Source organism: Sphingomonas sp. (genome assembly GCF_023266535.1).
Lineage (GTDB): Bacteria > Pseudomonadota > Alphaproteobacteria > Sphingomonadales > Sphingomonadaceae > Sphingomicrobium.
Genome location: NZ_JAHFPY010000051.1, coordinates 1 through 19,878, shown reverse-complemented (window position 1 = coordinate 19,878; position 19,878 = coordinate 1). Strand labels below are relative to the sequence as shown.

Annotated in this window: 18 protein-coding genes; 4 read left to right on the top strand and 14 right to left on the bottom strand. The window is 64.1% G+C overall.

The window, feature by feature from the left end; genetic code table 11:
- A partial coding sequence (locus tag Q0C64_RS09175) for an amidohydrolase (protein WP_294123003.1) occupies positions 1-1,143 on the top strand: 1,143 nt, incomplete at its 5' end.
- A gap of 61 nt (positions 1,144-1,204) precedes the next feature.
- Here Q0C64_RS09175 and Q0C64_RS09170 read toward each other — a convergent pair.
- From Q0C64_RS09170 to Q0C64_RS09150, 5 genes are all read right to left on the bottom strand, one after another.
- Complete coding sequence (locus tag Q0C64_RS09170) at positions 1,205-3,190, bottom strand: thioredoxin family protein (RefSeq protein ID WP_294122998.1); 1,986 nt, start codon at positions 3,188-3,190, stop codon at positions 1,205-1,207.
- 142 nt (positions 3,191-3,332) lie between these two features.
- Complete coding sequence (gene metH, locus Q0C64_RS09165) at positions 3,333-5,957, bottom strand: methionine synthase (protein WP_294122997.1); 2,625 nt, start codon at positions 5,955-5,957, stop codon at positions 3,333-3,335.
- Entirely contained in the window at positions 5,954-6,994 is a 1,041-nt protein-coding gene (locus tag Q0C64_RS09160; RefSeq protein WP_294122995.1) for a homocysteine S-methyltransferase family protein, read from the bottom strand. The genes metH and Q0C64_RS09160 overlap by 4 nt, the downstream gene beginning before the upstream one ends.
- Complete coding sequence (gene metF / locus Q0C64_RS09155; RefSeq protein ID WP_294122993.1) at positions 6,991-7,893, bottom strand: methylenetetrahydrofolate reductase [NAD(P)H]; 903 nt, start codon at positions 7,891-7,893, stop codon at positions 6,991-6,993. Before metF ends, Q0C64_RS09160 begins: the two co-directional genes overlap by 4 nt.
- Entirely contained in the window at positions 7,890-8,855 is a 966-nt protein-coding gene (locus Q0C64_RS09150) for a metalloregulator ArsR/SmtB family transcription factor (protein ID WP_294122991.1), read from the bottom strand. Before Q0C64_RS09150 ends, metF begins: the two co-directional genes overlap by 4 nt.
- Positions 8,856-9,058: 203 nt before the next feature.
- On the opposite strand from Q0C64_RS09150, the gene Q0C64_RS09145 reads away from it, so the two are divergent.
- Entirely contained in the window at positions 9,059-9,283 is a 225-nt protein-coding gene (locus Q0C64_RS09145) for a circumsporozoite protein (RefSeq protein ID WP_294122989.1), read from the top strand.
- Positions 9,284-9,384: 101 nt separating this feature from the next.
- Complete coding sequence (locus Q0C64_RS09140) at positions 9,385-9,567, top strand: hypothetical protein (RefSeq protein ID WP_294122984.1); 183 nt, start codon at positions 9,385-9,387, stop codon at positions 9,565-9,567.
- A 9-nt stretch (positions 9,568-9,576) separates the two neighbouring features.
- Here the strand turns inward: Q0C64_RS09140 and groL are convergent, their stop codons facing one another.
- The 4 genes from groL to Q0C64_RS09120 form a co-directional block, all read right to left on the bottom strand.
- Positions 9,577-11,217 (bottom strand): chaperonin GroEL, encoded by a 1,641-nt coding sequence (gene groL / locus Q0C64_RS09135; protein ID WP_294122981.1) that lies wholly within the window; start codon positions 11,215-11,217, stop codon positions 9,577-9,579.
- An 84-nt stretch (positions 11,218-11,301) separates the two neighbouring features.
- Complete coding sequence (gene groES / locus Q0C64_RS09130; RefSeq protein ID WP_294122978.1) at positions 11,302-11,589, bottom strand: co-chaperone GroES; 288 nt, start codon at positions 11,587-11,589, stop codon at positions 11,302-11,304.
- A gap of 137 nt (positions 11,590-11,726) precedes the next feature.
- A complete protein-coding gene (locus Q0C64_RS09125) occupies positions 11,727-12,212 on the bottom strand; it encodes a GNAT family N-acetyltransferase (RefSeq protein ID WP_294122976.1) in 486 nt (161 codons plus the stop codon).
- Between the two features lies 1 nt (position 12,213).
- Positions 12,214-13,608: an MATE family efflux transporter gene (locus tag Q0C64_RS09120; protein WP_294122974.1), complete on the bottom strand. Its 1,395-nt coding sequence runs from the start codon at positions 13,606-13,608 to the stop codon at positions 12,214-12,216.
- A gap of 213 nt (positions 13,609-13,821) precedes the next feature.
- Between Q0C64_RS09120 and sppA the strand changes: the two genes are divergently transcribed.
- Positions 13,822-15,690, top strand: coding sequence for a signal peptide peptidase SppA (sppA, locus tag Q0C64_RS09115; protein WP_294122971.1), 1,869 nt, complete (start codon positions 13,822-13,824; stop codon positions 15,688-15,690).
- A 16-nt stretch (positions 15,691-15,706) separates the two neighbouring features.
- On the opposite strand, the gene Q0C64_RS09110 is transcribed toward sppA, so the two are convergent.
- From Q0C64_RS09110 to lpdA, 5 genes are all read right to left on the bottom strand, one after another.
- Positions 15,707-16,105, bottom strand: a complete 399-nt coding sequence (locus tag Q0C64_RS09110; protein WP_294122968.1) for a DUF1761 domain-containing protein — start codon at positions 16,103-16,105, stop codon at positions 15,707-15,709.
- A 25-nt stretch (positions 16,106-16,130) separates the two neighbouring features.
- Positions 16,131-16,730 (bottom strand): TetR/AcrR family transcriptional regulator, encoded by a 600-nt coding sequence (locus Q0C64_RS09105; RefSeq protein WP_294122965.1) that lies wholly within the window; start codon positions 16,728-16,730, stop codon positions 16,131-16,133.
- A 46-nt stretch (positions 16,731-16,776) separates the two neighbouring features.
- Positions 16,777-17,421: a hypothetical protein gene (locus Q0C64_RS09100; RefSeq protein WP_366004586.1), complete on the bottom strand. Its 645-nt coding sequence runs from the start codon at positions 17,419-17,421 to the stop codon at positions 16,777-16,779.
- A 253-nt stretch (positions 17,422-17,674) separates the two neighbouring features.
- Positions 17,675-18,391 (bottom strand): hypothetical protein, encoded by a 717-nt coding sequence (locus Q0C64_RS09095; RefSeq protein WP_294122963.1) that lies wholly within the window; start codon positions 18,389-18,391, stop codon positions 17,675-17,677.
- 59 nt (positions 18,392-18,450) lie between these two features.
- Positions 18,451-19,863, bottom strand: a complete 1,413-nt coding sequence (gene lpdA, locus Q0C64_RS09090) for a dihydrolipoyl dehydrogenase (RefSeq protein ID WP_294122961.1) — start codon at positions 19,861-19,863, stop codon at positions 18,451-18,453.
- Positions 19,864-19,878: the final 15 nt, after the last annotated feature.

The window sequence follows — 19,878 nt, the reverse complement described above, 5'->3', positions numbered from 1 at the left end:
AGCGCGGCAATTCAGGCGTCGGGCGATGCCTTGAACACCCAGGCGCCCGTCGGCGGGCGGATCGAGAACGGCCTGATCGTCGACGCGGCGATGAGCCTGATTGAAGCGAAAATCCCGGCGCCGACCGACGCTGAGCTTGATGCGGCGGTGGCCAAGGCGCAGGAGCTCATGCTTTCGAACGGACTGACTGCAGCCGCCGACATGGGTACGTCGATGCCCGAATGGATCGCCATGAACCGGGCGGGAAAGCAGGGGCGGCTACAAGCTCGGATCTTGTCATATGCCGCCGGGCCGGAAGTGGTCCTTTCCGCTTCCGTTGCGCGGGGCGTCTTGGCCCCTCGCGCTCCAGTACCGTGGCAATATGAAGATCACCTGCGCCAGGGCGGGGTCAAACTCTATGCTGATGGGGCGTTGGGATCACGCGGCGCCTGGCTAAAGCAGCCCTATGCCGACAAGCCAGACACTCGCGGCCTTCAGTTCCTGACCGATGCCCAAATTCTCGATCAGGCGGACAAGTCCGCCAGCCTTGGCTTTCAGATTGCCATCCATGCAATCGGTGACGCCGCCAATGTCCAGGTCATCTCGACCTATGAACAGCTGTCGAAAAAGTACGGCACGAATCGTCGCTGGCGCATCGAGCATTTCCAGATTGCCGATCCGGCCGACATCCCGCGCCTGAAGCCCGCCGGGATCATCGCCTCGATGCAGCCGACCCACCAGACCAGTGACCGGCTGATGGCCGAAAAGCGGCTCGATCCGCCGCGGCTGAAAGGAGCCTATGCCTGGCAGACGGTCGAGAGGCTCGGCATTCCGATCGCCTTCGGCTCCGACTTCCCGGTCGAAAGCCCCAACCCCTTCCCCGGCCTCGCCGCCGCGGTCAGTCGGCAGGACATGAATGGCCAGCCGCCGGGCGGTTGGTATCCCGAGCAACGCGTCAGCTTCGCCGAGGCGCTCGACGGGTTCACCCGCGGCGCGGCTTATGCCGGCTTCGCCGAGGACAGGATTGGCAGCCTGGAACCCGGCAAATGGGCCGACTTCATCATCGTCGACCGCGATGTCAGCAAAGTCGATCCGCAGGCGCTCGCGCGAACGCAGGTTCTGGAAACCTGGGTCGCCGGGGAAAAGGTTTGGGAGCGGAAATAGCTGTTCCCCTGCGTAGGCAGGGGTCCAGTCCGCTGCCCAAGGCAGCGCCTGCGGCGCTGGTCTAGGCTCCTGCCTTCGCAGGAGAACTAGGTTCCCGCCCTGCCCGCTCCACCAGCATTCCGGGCGTCAAAATCTGCGGCAGTTCCTCGGGCTCGGCCTGGCCGGGCTCGTACCACAGGTAGAGCGGCACCCCCGCTCGGCCCCGGCTTTCCAGGAAGCGAGTGATTGCCGGATCGCCATTGGTCCAGTCGCCGACCAGCACCTTCACGCCGGCCTTGCGGAACGCATCGCGGGTCGCCTCGCGCTCGATTGCGCCCGCCTCATTGACCTTGCAGGTCAGGCACCAGTCGGCGGTGAAATAGACGAACACCGGCTTACCCTCGGCGCCATATTTCTCGACCGCCGCCTCGCTCCATGTCTCTCCGCCCGCGACAGCCGACACGTGTGAGGTGGTCGGCATCGGCACGCGGGCTACCGCCGCGATCACTATGACCAAGGCAAGAATCGCAACAAACCGGACTTGCGGACGTCCCGCCCTTTGAATTCGGCCGGCGAAAAAGAGACAGATTGTCAGCGCCGCCCCAGCAAAGAGGCCGAACAGGAAAGCGCCGGTGCCCGCCAGCCGATAAAGCAACCACAGGCAGCCTACCGCGCTCGCCGCCATGGGAATGGCGAGGAAGCGTTGCAGCCGCACCATCCACGCCCCCGGCTGCGGCAAGCGCTTCCGCAAGGCCGGCACGAACGCGACCAGCAAGAACGGGATTGCCAGCCCTAACCCCAATGCGGCGAACACCGCGACCGATCCATAGATCGGCAGCAGCAGCGCCGTTCCAAGTGCCGCCCCCAGGAATGGCCCGGCGCAGGGCGTAGCGACAAACGCCGCCAGCGCTCCCGTGCCGAAGCTGCCTTTTGGATCATGCTCGCCGGCCAGCACCGGCAGCTCGAACACTCTGAGCAGGTTGAGCGTGATCGCGGTCGCCAGCAGCAGCAGGACGATGATCGCGCGCGGGTCCTGCAGCTGGAAGGCCCAGCCTGCTTCCGCGCCGCCGGCCCTGATCGCCAGCAGAAGCCCGCCCAGCGCGCCCGTCCCGACCACCGCGCCACCCGCATAGGCCAGCGCGTCACGCCGCGCCTGCCGCTCGTCGCCGCCGGCCTTGGCCAGATGCAGCGCCTTCAGCCCCAGAATCGGGAAGACGCAGGGCATCAGGTTCAACAGTATCCCGCCGAGGAGCGCGCCGAGGATGGCAAGGACTACGGCATTGAAGCCCAGGTCGCCCATCCGGTTGCCGCCATTAGGGACTTCCCCGGGCACCGCGTTGATCTCAAGACCGGTGCCATCGCCCAGCGCCAGCACCCCCGACAGCCGTGTCGGCTCCCCGCGCCGCCGCTGCAGCTCGGCAATCAGCAAATCGCCTTTGCGCCGGAAACCTTGCGGCGCGGCATAATCGATCGGCCCGTCCTCTGCCGGGAAGAAATAGGGCTCGCCGACCTCGACGCTGGCCGGCAGCGGGATCGCGATCTCGACCTTGTCCTTGCCGAGCTCAAACTTGGCCGGGCTGGCAAGCGGCCGCGGCAAGGCGCGACGCCACTCGTCGAACCGGGAGCGCTCGGTCGCGGAACCTTTGCCGACGGGCAGGTCGATCGAAATGCTGCCCCGCTCGGGCACGCAGACCTTGTCGGTGCAGGCCAGCCATTGCGCCTCGGCCCGAAGCGGCAGCATGCCGCTTGCGTCCTTCGGGACACTGAGCCGCGTCAGCAGCGCATGGTCGCGCTCATAGACATAGTTGACGATTCCGGCGACCAGCAGCCGGTCGGGCACCGGAAAGCGCAGCGGCCCCAGTCCCGCCCCCTTGGGCAACTGCCATTCGATCTTCATCGGCAGGCCGGCATCGCCCGGATTGAGCCAATAGCCGTGCCAGCCGGGGCTGGTGTGCATGACGATCGCCAGCTCGACCTCACCGCCCGGCACCGCCGACCCTTCGGCGACAAGCTCGGGGCGGATCGCATTTTCGCGCGGCGCGAGTTGCGCGGCGGCGGAAAACGGCAAGAAAGCGAGTAGCAGCAACGCTACCCACCAGTCGTCATTCCCGCGAAAGCGGGAACCTAGCCAAGCAAGAAATCTGGGTCCCCGCTTTCGCGGGGATGACGAGTATGAGCTCACAACCGAACCGCTAGCTTGAGTAGGTGAACTAGTCGAGATTGGGCCGCAGCCATCTTGTCGCCTGCTCGAGGTCCACCTCGCGCCGCGCGGCATAATCTTCGAGCTGGTCCTGCCCGATCCGCGCCACGCCGAAATAGCTGGCGTCGCGATGCGCAAAGTAGAACCCCGACACCGCGCTCGTCGGCAACATCGCGAAGTTCTCGGTCAGCGTGACTTCGCCCGGTGCGCCACCCAGCATGTCGAACAGGATCGGCTTCAAGCTATGGTCCGGGCAGGCCGGATAGCCGGGCGCGGGGCGAATGCCCTGATAGCTTTCACGGATCAGCTGTGCGTTGGAGAAATGCTCGTCGGCATAGGCCCAGAGCTTATTGCGGACATGCGCGTGCAGCACCTCGGCAAAGCTCTCGGCAAGCCGGTCGCCCAGCGCCTTGAACAATATGTCGTCATAGTCATCGACGGTCTGCCTGAACCGTTCGAGGTGCGGTTCCATTCCGTGAATGCCGACCGCGAACCCGCCGATCCAATCCTCGCCATCGGGATCGATGAAGTCGGCCAGGCTCATGTTGGGCCGGCCTTCGCGCTTCTTCACCTGCTGGCGAAGGAAGGGGACGCGGACCCAGTCATTGCCAGCCAGGATCAGCACATCATCGCCCTCGCGGCGGCAGCGCCACAGCCCGACCGTTCCCTTGGGCGTAACCCAGCGCTCGGCAATGATCTGGTCGAGCATCTGCTGAGCGTCGGCGAACAGGCTGCGCGCGCTCTCGCCCACCACCGGGTCGTCGAGAATCACCGGATAGGTGCCGGCCAGTTCCCACGCCCGGAAGAATGGCGTCCAGTCGATCGAGGCCTTCAAATCCTTGATCGGCCACTCGCCGAAATGATGCAGGCCCGGATATTGCGGGGGCTGCGCCTTGCCTCCGGGATCGTAGGCGAAGCCGTTCGCCCTTGCGTCGGCCAACGTTGCCAGTTCGCTGTGGCCACTGCGCTCCCGCGACACGCGAATCTTGTCATAATCCTCGGCGGTGGTCGCGATCAGCGGGGCGCGCTGCGTGTCCGACACCAATGACGAGGCAACACCGACCGCTCGGCTGGCATCGAGCACATGGATCACCGGCCCTTCATAGGCCGGATCGATCCTCAGCGCCGTGTGCACCTTGCTGGTGGTTGCCCCGCCGATCAGCAGCGGCAACTGCAAGTCGGCGCGCTGCATTTCGCCCGCAACCGTCACCATCTCGTCCAGCGACGGCGTAATCAGGCCACTAAGGCCGATCATGTCCGCCTTATTGTCGTTGGCGGCCTGCAGGATCGTCTGCCACGGCACCATCACGCCCAGGTCGATAACCTCGAACCCGTTGCACTGCAGGACCACGCCGACGATGTTCTTGCCGATGTCGTGAACGTCTCCCTTGACCGTCGCCATGACGATCCGGCCCTTGCCTTGGGTCGCGCCGGTTTTTTCTTTCTCTTCCTCGATGAACGGGATCAGGTGCGCCACCGCGCGCTTCATCACCCGGGCCGACTTGACCACCTGCGGCAGGAACATCTTGCCCGACCCGAACAGGTCGCCGACGACGTTCATGCCGTCCATCAGCGGCCCTTCGATCACCTCGATCGGGCGCCCACCGCTCGTGGCTAACCCCAGGCGCGCCTCCTCCGTGTCGGCGACAATATGCTCGTCGATGCCCTTGATCAGGGCATGGCTCAGCCGCTCGCGAACCGGCCAGCCGCGCCATTCGGCCGCCTTCTTCTCCTCGGCCGCATCGGTGCCCCGAAATCGCTCCGCCAGCACGATCAACCGCTCGGTGGCATCGTCGCGCTTGTCGAAAATGACGTCTTCGCACGCCTCGCGCAGCTCGGGATCGATCTCGTCATAGACGTCGAGCTGCCCGGCATTGACGATGCCCATATCCATGCCGGCGGGAATGGCGTGAAACAGGAACACCGAGTGCATCGCGCGGCGCACTGGCTCGTTGCCGCGGAACGAGAAGCTGAGGTTCGAAAGCCCGCCCGAAATATGGACGTGCGGACAACGGACGCGAATTTCCCTGGTCGCCTCGATGAAGTCGATTGCATAGCGGCGATGCTCATCGATCCCGGTCGCAATAGCGAAGATATTGGGATCGAAGATGATGTCCTCGGGCGGGAAGTCATTCGCGACCAACAGCTTGTAGGCACGCTGGCAGATGTCGACCTTGCGCTGCCTGGTATCGGCCTGGCCGGTCTCGTCGAACGCCATGACGACCACCGCCGCGCCATAGGCCCGCACCTTGCGCGCTGCCTGGAGGAACAACTCCTCGCCTTCCTTGAGGCTGATCGAATTGACGATCGGCTTGCCCGACACGCACTGCAGCCCGGCCTCGATCACGCTCCACTTCGATGAATCGATCATCACCGGCACGCGGGCGATGTCGGGCTCGGCGGCCAGGCGTTTGAGGAAGGTCGCCATCGCCAGCTCGCCGTCAAGCAGGGCCTCGTCCATGTTGACATCGATGATCTGCGCCCCGGCCTCGACCTGGTCGCGCGCGACGGTCACCGCGGCATCGTAATCGCCGGCCAGGATCAGCTTTTTGAACTTGGCCGATCCGGTAACATTGGTTCGTTCGCCGATGTTGACGAACCGCGCGCCCAAACCGGCGCCGGAAATATCGTTCACGCCGCTAGCACCATCGGTTCGAGGCCGGATAGCAATGTATTGCTTGGCGCCGCGGGAATGGCTCTCGGCCTGGCTGCCTTGGCCACCTCGGCAATGGCGGCGATATGCGCAGGCGTGGTGCCGCAGCAGCCGCCGACGACATTGACCAGCCCCTCGTCAAGCCATTCGCGGACCTGCGCCGCCGTCTCTTCCGCCGCCTCGTCATAGCACCCCAATTCATTGGGCAGGCCGGCGTTGGGATAGGCCATCACCAGCGTTTCGGCGGTCCGCGCCAGCGCCGCCAGGTGAGGCCGCAATTGTGCCGCCCCGAACGAGCAATTCAGCCCTATTGTCAATAGCTTGGCGTGGCGGACACTGGCCCAGAACCCCTCGACCGTATGGCCGCTGAGATTGCGCCCCGACAGGTCCGTCAGCGTCATCGAGATCATCATCGGCAGCTCGCGGCCCAAGGCCTGCTCGGCCTCCAGCGCAGCCATGATCGCGGCCTTGCAGTTCAACGTATCGAACACCGTCTCTATAAGCACGAAGTCGACTCCGCCCTCGACCAGTGCGTCAATTTGCTCGCGGTAGACCGCCTTCACCTCCGCGAAGGTCACTTCGCGAAATCCTGGGTCGTTGACGTCGGGCGATAGCGACAGCGTCTTGTTGGTCGGGCCGATCGCCCCGGCAACCCAGCGCTTCCTGCCGTCCTTGGCGGCATCGACCACTTCGCGGATGATCTGGGCCGCGGCGCGGTTGATGTCCGGCACCAATGCTTCCGCGCCATAGTCGGCCTGGCTGATGCGATTGGCATTGAAGGTGTTGGTGGCCAGGATGTCGGCGCCGGCGGCAATGAAGGCCTCCGCGATCTTTCGCACGATGCCGGGCTGGGTCAGGTTCAAAAGGTCGTTGTTGCCCTTCTGATCCCTGAACAGGTCGAGGCCCGCGCAATAGTCCTCCGCGGCAAGCCGCTCCGCCTGGATCGCAGTTCCATATGGGCCATCCTTGACCAGCACGCGCTCCGCCGCGGCCGCCCGAAACTCCTTGGCGGCACTCATGCGCGTACTCCCAGCAAGTGACAGATGGCGTAGGCCAACTCCGCCCGATTGAGCGTGTAAAAGTGGAAATGGCGGACCCCGCCCGCATAGAGCTGGCCGCATAGTTCGCCGGCAACCGTCGCCGCGACCAGCTGCCGCGCCTGGGGTAGCTCGTCCAGGCCTTCGAACAACCGGTCCAGCCAGTCCGGGATAGCAGCTCCGCATTGGCCGGCAAAACGGCGGGTCGTCGCGACATTGGTCACCGGCAGGATGCCGGGCACCAGTTCGACGCCCGGCCGGCGCTCGGCCAGCTTGTCGCGAAAGCGGAAGAAGCAGTCGGCCGAGAAGAAGAACTGCGAAATGGCCCGGTCTGCGCCCGCGTCGATTTTCCTCAATAGATTGTCGAGATCGCTGTCGGCGCAATCGGAGTCGGGATGGATCTCGGGGTAGGCGGCGACCGAAATTTCGAACGGTGCGACGGCCTTCAGCCCGGCGACCAGCTCGGCGGCATTGGCATAACCGCCCGGATGCGGCGCATATCGCGTCCCTTGCTCAGGCGGGTCGCCGCGCAGCGCGACGATGTGCCTGACGCCCGCTTCCCAATAGCTTTGGGCGATCGCGTCGATTTCCGCTCGCGTGGCACCGACACAAGTGAGGTGCGCGGCCGGCGTGAGGTCGGTTTCCTTGACGATCCGCTCGACCGTCGCATGCGTCCGCTCGCGGGTTGATCCGCCCGCACCATAAGTCACCGAGACGAATCGCGGCCTAAGCGGTGCCAACGTCTCGATCGAGCGCCACAGCGTTTCCGCCATCGGCTCGCTCTTGGGCGGGAAGAATTCGAAGCTCACCCGGATGTCGCCGCGCGGTTCCGCGAACAGCGGCGCATGGGTTTCGATGGCGATCTGGCTTGCGCGGTTCATGCCGCGGCCTGCTGCCGCTTGGCATCGGCTGCCTTGACCCCGCGCCACAATATGACGGTCAGCTCGCCCCCGCCCAATCGCTCTATCCTGTCAAGCTCCAGGCCCGCCGACTTGAACCAGCCGCGCATGGCGTCGTCGGCAAAACCAAGGCGAAGGTGCGCATCCTGCTCCTTCAATTCCGCGCGGTCATGCTGGGCGAAATCGATCACCAGCAGCCGCCCTCCTGGGGACAATACCCTTGCTGCCTCGACAATCGCCGCACCCGGCTGCTGGGCATAATGCAGCACCTGGTGCAGGATGATGCTGTCGACGCTTTGGTCGCCAAGCGGGAGCGCGTACATGTCGCCCTGCCGCAGGCTGGCGCTGGAAATGCCGGCTTCCTCCAGCTTGACCCGAGCTAGCCGAAGCATTTCCGACGAGCGATCGATTCCGATGGCGTTATTCGCGTCGGAGGCGAACAGTTCGAGCATCCGCCCGGTGCCCGTGCCGATGTCGAGCAAGGTCCCCAGCGGCCGCTCGAGCAGCAGGCCGGCAATGGCCCGCTCGATCTCGCAATCGGCGATGTGCAGCGAGCGAATACTTTCCCAAGTGGCCGCGTGGACCTCGAAATAGCGGCGCGCCGCCTCGGCTCGATCGGCACGAACCGCCTCCAGCCGCGCCGCGTCGGCAGTGAACAGCTGCTCCGCTTCGGAATCGACGCCATCGTAAAGCTCGAACAGTCGCTCCGTTCGGTCGGCATCGGCCAGCTGCAGATAGACCCAGCTGCCTTCCTTGCGCCGGCCGATCAGGCCCGAGTCGCTCAGGATCCTAACGTGCCGCGAAACCCGCGGCTGGCTCTGGCCCAGCAACAGGGCCAATTCGCCAACCGAAAGCTCCATCGCACGCAGCAACGCCAGGATGCGAAGCCGCGTCGGGTCGGCCAATGCTTGAAAAAGCGCGGCAAGCTGCAAATCCCGGGTCACGGCTTAAGGATATAAGGAAGTCTTTATATCGGTCAATCGGGAAGGAGGTCGCAGGAACTTTTATGGGTCTGCAACAAATGACGATTGCGTGACGCGCGAAACATCAATATTTCCGGCCGCTGGCCTGACGCTTGCGTGAGGCCGAGCCGGAGTGGCTTCCCCAAAAGGGAGGCTATTCCCCATAAGCAAGGAATGGAACGATCATGAAGAAGGTTGCACTGACCGTTGCGGTCCTCGCGCTCGGCCTTGCCGCGTGCGACAAAAAAGCCGCTGACGCCGACGCCAACGCAGCTACCGAAAACGCTGCCGAAGCCGATGCCAATGCCGCGATGACCGTTGACAACGCTCTCGACGCTAATGCAGCTATGGACGCCAACGCGACCGACGCCAACGCGGCCGACGCAAACGCCGCTGGCAACGCGATGTAAGCATAGCTGTCGCGCCGTTTGACGGTAAAGCGATAGAAAGGGCCGTCCGGCTAGTCCGGGCGGCCCTTTTTGCATTCGGCCAAGGTGCTACCTTGGCCAGGATGAAACAGATTCTCCTGACCACGATATTTTTGCTCACGGCATGCAACCGGGAGGAACAGCCGGCAGCCCCGACCGCCGAACAGGCCGACCGGCTCAACGATGCGGAAACGATGCTCAACAGTCTCGCCAATGAAGAAGGGGCAGCGCCCGAAGACACCGCCCCTCCCTTGAACCAGCATTAGGCTTCGGGCTTAGAAGTCCATCCCGCCCATGCCGCCCATGCCGCCGCCCATCGGCATTGCCGGCTTGTCTTCGGGCATCTCGCTGACCGCCGCTTCGGTGGTGATCAGCAGGCCCGCGACCGACGCGGCATCCTGGAGCGCGGTGCGGACGACCTTGGTCGGGTCGATCACGCCGGCCTTGACCAGATCCTCATAGACTTCGGTCTGGGCGTTGAAGCCCATCTTCTCGTCCTTGCCCTCGAGCAGCTTGCCCGAGATCACCGCGCCGTCATGGCCGGCGTTCTGGGCGATCTGGCGGACCGGTGAGTAGAGCGCCTTGCGGACGATATCGATGCCGCGGGTCTGGTCGTCGTTCACGCCCTTGAGCCCGTCGAGCGCCTTGGTGGCATAGAGCAGCGCGGTGCCGCCGCCCGGAACAATGCCTTCCTCGACAGCGGCGCGGGTCGCGTGGAGCGCGTCGTCGACGCGATCCTTGCGCTCCTTGACCTCGATTTCCGACGCGCCGCCGACCTTGATCACGGCAACGCCGCCGGCGAGCTTGGCGAGACGCTCCTGGAGCTTCTCGCGGTCATAGTCGCTGGTGGTGTTCTCGATCTGCTGGCGGATCGCTTCGGTGCGGGCCTTGATCGCTTCGTGCGTTCCGGCGCCATCGACGATGGTGGTGTCGTCCTTGTCGATCGAGACGCGCTTGGCCGTGCCGAGCATGCCGACCGTGACATTCTCGAGCTTGATGCCGAGATCCTCGGAAATCATCTCGCCGCCGGTCAGGATAGCGATATCCTCGAGCATCGCCTTGCGGCGATCGCCGAAGCCCGGGGCCTTGACCGCAGCAACTTTGAGGCCGCCGCGCAGCTTGTTGACCACCAGCGTGGCCAGCGCCTCACCTTCGATGTCCTCGGCGATGATCAGCAGCGGACGGCCGCTCTGAACAACCGCTTCGAGGATCGGCAGCATCGCCTGAAGGTTTGACAGCTTCTTCTCGTGGATCAGGATGTAGGGATCGGCCAGCTCGACCGACATCTTCTCCGGATTGGTAATGAAGTAGGGCGAGAGGTAGCCACGGTCGAACTGCATGCCCTCGACCACGTCGAGCTCGAATTCGAGGCCCTTGGCCTCTTCGACGGTGATCACGCCTTCCTTGCCGACCTTTTCCATCGCCTCGGCGATCTTCTCGCCGACGACGGTGTCGCCATTGGCCGAAATGACACCGACCTGGCTGATCTCGTTCGAACCGGAGACCGGCTTCGACCGCTTCTTGAGGTCCTCGACCACCTTGGCCACGGCAACATCGATGCCGCGCTTCAGGTCCATCGGGTTCATGCCGGCCGCGACCGACTTCATGCCCTCGCGGACAATCGCCTGGGCAAGCACAGTGGCGGTGGTGGTGCCGTCACCGGCGATGTCGTTGGTCTTCGAGGCGACCTCGCGCAGCATCTGCGCGCCCATGTTCTCGAACTTGTCCTTGAGCTCGATTTCCTTGGCGACGGTAACGCCGTCCTTGGTGATGCGCGGCGCGCCGAAGCTCTTGTCGAGGACGACGTTGCGGCCCTTGGGGCCCAGCGTCACCTTGACGGCATCGGCGAGAATGTCGACGCCCTTCAGAATCCGCTCGCGGGCGTCCCGCGAGAATTTCACGTCCTTGGCTGCCATCTGGCTACCCTTTCCGGTGTTAAGTTCACTAAATTCATGGAGACGGACGCCAAAACCGTGGAGTTAGGCGCCCGACCCGACAGCTCAGCCGACGATCCCGAGGATGTCGCTTTCCTTCATGATGATCAGGTCTTCGCCCTCGATCTTCACTTCGGTGCCCGACCATTTGCCGAACAGGATGCGGTCGCCGGCCTTGACGTCCAGCGGAGTCACCTTGCCGTCATCGGCGCGAGCGCCGGTGCCGACGGCGACAACTTCGCCTTCCTGCGGCTTTTCCTTGGCGGTGTCGGGAATGATGATCCCGCCCGCGGTCTTTTCCTCGGCCTCGACCCGGCGGACGAGGACACGATCATGAAGCGGCCTGAAACCCATGTTGCTTGACCCTTTAGCTTCTACAAATTGAAATATAGCTTGGCACTCCTACAGCAAGAGTGCCAGCGATGCCGCGCATATGGGTCGGGCAATCCTACCCGTCAACACCCGCGGCGACGGGAAATTTCAAATGCGGGTCAGACGGACGCGGCTGATAGCGAGCCGAGATCGCGGTCGAGGATGACCTCGTCGAGCAAAGGGATGCCATCCAATTCCAGCGGCCGGTAGCCGCGCTCCGGGGAGTAGAAATCGCGAATGACGTGGCGAATGCGAAAGCCCTGCCGCTGATAGAATTTAAGGGCGGGGATACTCGCAGCTGCGGTCGCGACCAGCACCGAACTTACCCGTCGTTGGCGACAGTATGCACATGCCGCCTGGACCAGTGCAGCGCCAATCCCTCGAGAACGCCAGCTTTCATCAACGGCAAGGCTTTTGATCTCGAACGTCCGCGGATCATCGGTTTCGGCAATTAGCACCTGGCCGACGATGTTGCCGTCGACGACGGCGACGAGGATCTCGCCAAGATTCTTGTAACCGGCAATCTGGCTCTCTGAATCGTCGGCCTCGGCAAATAACGGGTCGAGCACATCTCGCGATCCCTCGTAAACCTGAATTTGGACCATGTCAGTGAGTCCTTCCAACCAGGCCCAGCCGATCGCGCCGGCTCCAGCGCCACATCATTAGAATTGCCACCACCCCGAGTCCGGCCGCCAACCCGGTCCAGATGCCGATCCCTCGCCAGTCCATCGCAAAGGCCAGGCCGACGCCCACGCCCAGCCCGATGGCCCAATAGCCGAACAGGGCGAACATCATCGGCACCCGCGCATCATGCAGCCCGCGTAGCATGCCGGCACCAACCACCTGAGCCCCATCAACGATCTGGAACAGGGCCGCGACCATCAGGAAGGAAACGCCGAGCGAGATGACCGTCGCGTTGGTCGGTGTATCGTCGAGAAACAGGGTGATGAGGTCGCGCGGGAAAATGTACATCAGGGCGGCCATGACCGCCATGAAGCCAATGCTGAGCACGAACGATGTCCATCCGGCGAGCGCGATTCCGTCCGCGTCCTTGCGGCCATAGGCGAGGCCGACGCGCACGGTTGCCGCCTGGCCCAGCGCCAGCGGGATCATGAAGGTGGTCGCCGCGACCTGCAGCGCGATCTGATGGGCCGCCACCGACGGAGCGCCGAACAATCCCATCAGATAGGCCGCGGCGCTGAACACGCCGCCTTCGAAGCCCATCGTCAGGCCGATCGGGCCGCCCAGCCGGAACAGCTGGCGGAAGCGGGGCCAGTCGGGCCGCCAGAAGCGGCCGAACAAATGGAAGCGCCGAAACTGGCGGTCGACCAGGATAACGATCGCCAGTGCGGTCGCCATCGCGAACCAGACGATCGAGCTACCGATCCCGCCGCCGATCAAGCCGAACGCCGGCAGGCCAAGATGCCCGAAGATCAGCGCCCAGCTGATCACCGCATTCAGGGGTATGCCGGCCGCGCTGATGGCCAGCACCCAGCCGGGCCGCTCGAGCGCCGATGCGAAGTTGCGCAGCACCTGGAACAGCATCCACGACGGGATCACCCACATATAACCGCGCAGGAACCAGCCGCCGAGCCGGGCCAGCTCAGAGGTCTGGCCGAACGCGAGGATGACATGTTCCGCGTTCCACAGGACGATCATGGTCGGCACGGCCATCAGCACCGCCGCCCAGGTCGCCTGGCGGAACGTGCGCCGCACATCGCGCACCGAGTTGAAGCGTGCGCCGAGCGCCGAAGCCATCATCGGCGAGGAGGCGGTGAGCACGCCCAGCGCGAACAGCACCATGCCGAACGACAGGCTGAGGCCCAATGCCGCAGCGGCGAGCTCGGTCGGTCCGAGCCACCCCAACAGAATGACGTCGGTCGCCTGGATCAGCTGCATCGTGAGGTTGGCCAGCATCAGCGGCCAGGCAAGCGACAGCGTCGCGCGAAGCTCGTCACGCCAAGGGGTGGTACGGGACTCAATGGCAGGCGCGCGATTCACGACGGGCGAGTTAGCAGGTTGGGCAAGTTCCGCTAGCTGTTCCCCGGCGTAGGCCGGGGCCCAGGCGGCTGCCCAGCAGCCGTCAACAGCGCGGGGGGAGAAGCTCGCGCTCCTGGACCCCGGCCTTCGCCGGGGAACATTGGTCGAAATTCCTTGGGCGGCCGCCGACTATTGCTCTAGGCAGGATCGGAAATCGTTCGGAGTTTGGACAAGATGCGGTTCGTCAAGGCCATCTGGCACCTGTTGGTGGGGATCAAGGACGCGCTCGTCCTGCTGTTCATGCTGATGTTCTTCGGCTTGCTTTACGCGGCCCTGTCGGTGCGGCCAGAGGCGGTCGGCGACGGCGTGCTGGCAATGGACCTGGATGGCGTGCTGGTTGAGCAGGCCGAGCGGCCGGATCCCCTTTCAACGCTGGCCGGGACCGGCAACGTGACCCGCGAATTCGAGCTGAGAGAGCTCGTCGCCGCGCTCGACGCCGCCAAGGACGACGACCGGGTCAAGGCGGTTGCGCTCGATCTCGACGGCTTTCTCGGTGGCGGCCAAACGGCGATCTCCGCGCTCGGTGAAAAACTCGACGAAGTGAAAAAGAGCGGCAAACCGGTCGTTGCTTTCGCCACCGGCTACACCGACGACCGTTACCAGCTCGCCTCCCATGCATCCGAAGTCTGGCTGCCGGCCATGGGCGCGATCGCGATCGCCGGACCTGGCGGCAACAACCTCTATTTCAAAGGATTGCTCGACAAGCTCGGCGTGACCGCCAACATCTATCGCGTCGGCACCTACAAATCGGCGGTCGAGCCGTTCATGCGGAGCGACATGTCGCCCGAGGCGCGCGAGAATGCGCAAGCGCTTGGGGACGCGCTGCTCGAAACCTGGAAAGAGGATATCGCTCGCGCCCGTCCCGCCTCCGTCGCCGGGCTGGGTCGCATGCTGGCCGATCCGGTTGGCGTATCGAAGGCCGCCGGCGGCGATCTCGCCAAGGCCGCGGTTGACTTGAAGCTGGTCGACAAGATTGGCGAGCGCCGCGACTATGAGGCGCGGCTGGCCGAGCTGGGCGGTAAGGACAACAAGGGTCCGCAGCCTTACAAGCGGATCAAGCTCGCGGCCTATGAGGATGAGGCAATCGACCGGTCCGAAGGGCCGATCGGCGTTATCACCATCGCCGGCGAGATCGTCGACGGCAAGGCCGGCCCGGGCCGGGCCGGAGGCGAGACCATCTCCCGCCTGATCGACAAGGGCCTCGCCAAGGACAATCTGAAGGCGCTGATCGTACGGATCGACAGCCCCGGCGGATCGGCGCTGGCCGCTGAACGCATCCGCCAGTCCCTACTGGGCGCCAAGAAGGCGAAAATCCCGGTCGTCGTGTCGATGGGCAATGTCGCCGCGTCGGGCGGCTATTGGGTGTCGACCCCAGGCGACTATGTGTTCGCCGAGCCGTCGACCATTACCGGCTCGATCGGGGTGTTCGGGGTACTTCCGAGCTTCGAGGGCACGCTGGCCAAGCTCGGCGTCGGCGCCGACGGTATCAAGACCACGCCATTGTCGGGCGAGCCCGACCTGCTCAAGGGTCCGTCTGACGCCGCCGACGCACTGATCCAGGCCGGAGTCGAGCAGGTCTATCGCAAATTCCTGACGATCGTCGCCGATGCGCGCCACAAATCGCCGGCCGATGTCGATCGCATCGCCCAGGGCCGCGTCTGGGATGGCGGCAGCGCCCGTCAGCTTGGCCTGGTCGACGGCTTTGGCGGGATGAACGAGGCGGTGGCCAAGGCAGCCGAGCTGGCCAAGCTTGGCGAGGACGAGCGCGGGCTGACCTACCTCACCGAAGAGCCAAGCTTTGCCGACACCTTGTTCGCCGATGTCGCCGGCGATGAAACCAGCGACGACCAGGCCCCGGCCGACGCGCTGGCGACACTCGCGCCCGCGCCCGAGAGCCTACTGGCCCGCGCCATTACCGAAGTCCGCTCGATCCTCAATGGCCCGACCATCCAGGCTCGCTGCCTCGAATGCCCGCCCTCAGCCGTGGCCCCGCGCCTGAGCGCAGACGACCGCGGCTGGCTGGCTCGAATGCTAGGGGTCTGAACCGGCTGGAGTTGAGTTACTTCATCCAGCCGAGGATCAGGCCGAACAGCGTGAACTGGACGGTGTGGTAGCCGCCGTTGATCAGCCACAGGTTAAGCGGAAGGCGTTCGAATAAATAGCTGATGCCATAGGATGCGGCGACCCAGCACAGGCCGGCGGAGAAGCCGGCGGCAGTCGCCGCGCCGAGCGACATGGTCTTGCCAAGGAACATCGCGAATACCGCCGCGGCGATCAGGCTAAGCAAGAAGGCGAGACCGAAGATCATCGCCATGTTGCCGCTGTGCGCCTGCTCGTCGCTGAGCCCCGCTGCCCGCTGCCAGGCCTTTGCGAACAGCATCGGCGAATACCAGATTCCGCCCAGCACCAGCGAACTCACGCCGCACAGGCCCACGGCCACCCAATTCACTTCCGGCATCATCACCCCCTCTTGTTGTCGTTGGTTAGAGCGCCGCCTCCTTCTCGATCAGCGCATCGAGATACGCCCTGTACTGCGCGACTGCCCGATCGAAGGGGGCGACGTCACGAAAAGTCCGGGACAGCATCACGCCGCCCTCCATCACGTTGAGCGCCATTTCGGCCAGCGCCCGATAATCGGTGCCGGGCCGGAAACGGCCCTCCGCGGACCGCAGGCAGGCCTCGACCGCATCGACCCAGCCGGTGAAATTCTCGGCCAGCCGCTGACGGATGATCGGATCGGCATCGTGCAGCTCGAGCGCGATACTGCCGATCGGGCAGCCATATTGGCATTCGGTCTCGACGATCAGCCGCCGATAGAGCGCGAGCAGCGCGAAGACGCGTTCGACCGGGTCGTCGATCCCGTTCCAGGCGGGGCCGAGCAGCATCTCGTCGATGCCGTCGCGGTAGCCCTCGAGCACCGCCAGCAGCACATCCTGCTTGCCGGGGAAGAAATGATAGAGGCTGCCGCTGTTGACCTGGCTGCGGCTCAAAATGTCGGCGATCGAGGTCGAGGAGAAGCCCTTCTCCCAGAACAGCTCCATCGCTGCCTCGACGATCCGCGCACGGGTGTCCTTGCCGCCCATGTCGATTTCTTAGTTGAACGTTCAATCAAGTCAAGCGCAATGGCGCCTACTTGCCGTTCCCGCCGCCCGCGCCGTTGCCGTTGCCGCGAAGCGTCAACGGCAGCAGGACCAGGGCCAACAGCACCATCAGGATCGACAGGGCGACAAAGGTCACTACCCAGGGATTGCTAGTGTCGGCGCGGCCTTGCAGGTCCATGATGTGCAGGCCCCACATGAAGTCGTACATGCGCCACCAGCCGGTGCGATGCGCGACGATCTCACCCGATCCCCCATCGACATAAAAGTTGGTGCCGTCGTCCAACGCGACCCGCCAGCCGTTCATCGCGCTGCGCAGTTCGAGCGGCGGGCTGTTGGCGTCGATCCGGCTGGTGGAAATTACTTTCGCCTTGCTCGTGCTGCGATCCGCCACCTCGCGCGCCGCGTCGGCCGCGCCGAGCCTGGGGAGCAGCTTGCCGGTAGCCGGATCGGCCTGGCGCGATTCCCCGTCGGCGAACGTGACGATCCAGCGCGGCCCGCCGGCGCGCGATTCCAGCTTGAACGCGGTGACCGGCCTGCCCTCGATTTGCGGGACGGCCAGTGGCGAGCCAATCTGGATCGGCTTGAGCGGAGCGACCAGGCTGTCGCCGCGCACTTCCTCCAGCGGTTTGGCCGCCATCACCAGGCCCGACACCGTCCAGAGCAGTATCGGCAAGCAAACCAGCCAGCACAACCCGACATGCCAGCGGCGCAACGTCGTACGAAGATCCCCCATGAACACCCCCCGATTACGCCGAACCGAAGGTCTGACCGGCAAACCTGCCCGAGGCCACCAACAACGAATCAGCGAAGGCGCGGTGATTAGCGGCGCGTCACACTGCCGTCATGATTTTTATATGATTAAGGTTAATCGTTGGGCGGTTTTTCAGATGTGGATCGGCTTGCCCGTCACCGCCATCGCCGACCGACTACCAACAAAACTGCTCGATCACATGATTCTTGCGCCGGGTTTCCAGAATCTCTGTGGCATTCTTTGGATCGGCCAAGTAGGCACTCTCCTTCGCCATGCCTTCCGCGATTGAAGCATAGGAGCGCTCGAGCGCTACTTTGCGATCGCCGCCCTCCGACGCAGTCAACTGACTAAGAAATATGGCCTGATAGGCGTGGGCCTTGGCCCAATCGAATGCGCGTCTGCGGATTGCCTGCTGATTGGCAATATTGCAGAAGGCGTAACTGTTGATGATCGGGCCCAGTAGCTCATGGAAGCTGTTCATTGCCTGGGCAGGCTCCGAGAGCCCCGACGACTGAATATCGATGACATCCATCAAAGTGATGTAACGATTTTTAGCGACATAGAACCAAAACACTGCATCATCGCGTTGCCCGAGGTCATAAAGCCGTGCCGCCAACACCATCATCGTCATCGGTGTAACGAGATCCGGCTGGGCCAAAACCAAATCTCGGGCCTTTAGAACATCCTCAAGGCGATCGGAGACGAGGAGAGGATCGAAGTCCTTGCCAACATGGACCTGCCGCCTGTCCGAAAATGGCGAGTTGCCCGAATCGTAATAGGGCGTGACATATAATTCCGCCAACTTGACCGGTTTGGTGTCCGGATTTGGTTCAGCAAGTGCGGCGCCCGAAATAGTAACTAGCAGCGCCGCCAGCGCATTATTGAAGCTCATCGACACCCCTTCCCGGCCATTAGCTCAAAATGAGCTTGGTCCATGTAGGTAGGTCAAGTCTAAATGTGGATCGGCTTGCCCGTCACCGCCATCGCCGCTTCCTTCAACGCTTCCGAATGGGTCGGATGGGCGTGGCAGGTGTAGGCGATGTCCTCGCTGGTGGCGCCGAACTCCATCGCCTGCGCGGCCTGGGCGATCATCGTTCCTGCGACCGAGGCGATGCACCATACGCCGAGGACCCGGTCGGTCTTGGCGTCGGCGACCACCTTTACGAAGCCGTCGGGCTCATGGTTGGTCTTGGCGCGGCTGTTGGCGAGCATCGGGAACTTGCCGACCTTGACCTCGCCCTTCTTCCTGGCCTGCTCTTCGGTCAGCCCAACACCGGCGATCTCGGGCATGGTGTAGACCACCGACGGGATGACATCGTGGTTCACGATGCCGGTCAGCCCAGCGATATTCTCGGCGACGGCGATGCCTTCGTCCTCGGCCTTGTGCGCCAGCATCGGGCCGGGGATGACGTCGCCGATCGCCCAGACGCCCGGCACTGAAGTGCGGAAATCATGGTCAGTGTCGATCTGGCCGCGGTTGTTGGTGGCAAGGCCGACCTTGTCGAGGCCGAGGCCTTCGGTGTTGGGCCGGCGGCCGATCGATACCAGCACGCAGTCGGCCTCGATCGTTTCGGAAGCGCCGCCCTTGGCCGGCTCGACGGTCAGCGTCGCCTTGCCGCCCCCGGCCTTCGCCGGGGCAGGCTTCACGGTGACGCCGGTGACCTTGGTCCCGAGCTTAAACTCGATCCCCTGCTTCTTCATGATCTTGTTGGCTTCCTTGCGGACCTCGCCGTCGAAGCCGGGCAGGATCTGGTCGAGGAATTCGACGCAGGTGACCTTGGCGCCCAGCCGCCGCCACACCGAGCCAAGCTCCAGCCCGATCACGCCGCCGCCGATCACCACCATATGCGCGGGCACTTTGGGAAGCTCGAGCGCGCCAGTTGAATCGACCACCACTTTCTGGTCGATCTCGACGCCCGGCAGCGGAGTCACCGACGAGCCGGTGGCGATGACGATGTTTCTGGCAGTGACGGTGCGGTCGCCGACCTTGACGCTGTTCGGCCCGGTGAAGGTGCCATAGCCCTTCAGCCATTCGACCTTGTTCTTCTTGAACAGGAACTCGATCCCGCCGGTGAGGCCTTTGACCGCATCCTTGCGCTGGCCGTGCATCGTGTCGAGGTCGAGCTCGGGCTTCACCTTGATGCCGAGCTTGGCGAAGGCGCCATTGGCGGCGGCGTCATAATATTCCGATGCATGGAGCATCGCCTTGGACGGAATGCAGCCGACGTTGAGGCAGGTGCCGCCCAGGGTCTCGCGGCCTTCGGCGCAGGCGGTCTTGAGGCCGAGCTGCGCGGCGCGGATCGCCGCGACATAGCCGCCGGGGCCGGAGCCGATCACCAGCACGTCGTAGTCGAAATCAGCCATGGTCATTCCTTGAAA

Excerpts from the sequence above, each read along its gene's own strand:
- Q0C64_RS09140 (WP_294122984.1), top strand. The coding sequence starts at position 9,385 with ATGAAACAGATTCTCCTGACCACGATATTTTTGCTCACGGCATGCAAC.
- Q0C64_RS09095 (WP_294122963.1), bottom strand. The coding sequence starts at position 18,391 with ATGAGCTTCAATAATGCGCTGGCGGCGCTGCTAGTTACTATTTCGGGC.
- Q0C64_RS09125 (WP_294122976.1), bottom strand. The coding sequence starts at position 12,212 with ATGGTCCAAATTCAGGTTTACGAGGGATCGCGAGATGTGCTCGACCCG.
- metF (WP_294122993.1), bottom strand. The coding sequence starts at position 7,893 with ATGAACCGCGCAAGCCAGATCGCCATCGAAACCCATGCGCCGCTGTTC.
- groL (WP_294122981.1), bottom strand. The coding sequence starts at position 11,217 with ATGGCAGCCAAGGACGTGAAATTCTCGCGGGACGCCCGCGAGCGGATT.
- Q0C64_RS09105 (WP_294122965.1), bottom strand. The coding sequence starts at position 16,730 with ATGGGCGGCAAGGACACCCGTGCGCGGATCGTCGAGGCAGCGATGGAG.
- Q0C64_RS09110 (WP_294122968.1), bottom strand. The coding sequence starts at position 16,105 with ATGCCGGAAGTGAATTGGGTGGCCGTGGGCCTGTGCGGCGTGAGTTCG.
- Q0C64_RS09145 (WP_294122989.1), top strand. The coding sequence starts at position 9,059 with ATGAAGAAGGTTGCACTGACCGTTGCGGTCCTCGCGCTCGGCCTTGCC.
- sppA (WP_294122971.1), top strand. The coding sequence starts at position 13,822 with ATGCGGTTCGTCAAGGCCATCTGGCACCTGTTGGTGGGGATCAAGGAC.
- lpdA (WP_294122961.1), bottom strand. The coding sequence starts at position 19,863 with ATGGCTGATTTCGACTACGACGTGCTGGTGATCGGCTCCGGCCCCGGC.
- Q0C64_RS09160 (WP_294122995.1), bottom strand. The coding sequence starts at position 6,994 with ATGAGTGCCGCCAAGGAGTTTCGGGCGGCCGCGGCGGAGCGCGTGCTG.
- groES (WP_294122978.1), bottom strand. The coding sequence starts at position 11,589 with ATGGGTTTCAGGCCGCTTCATGATCGTGTCCTCGTCCGCCGGGTCGAG.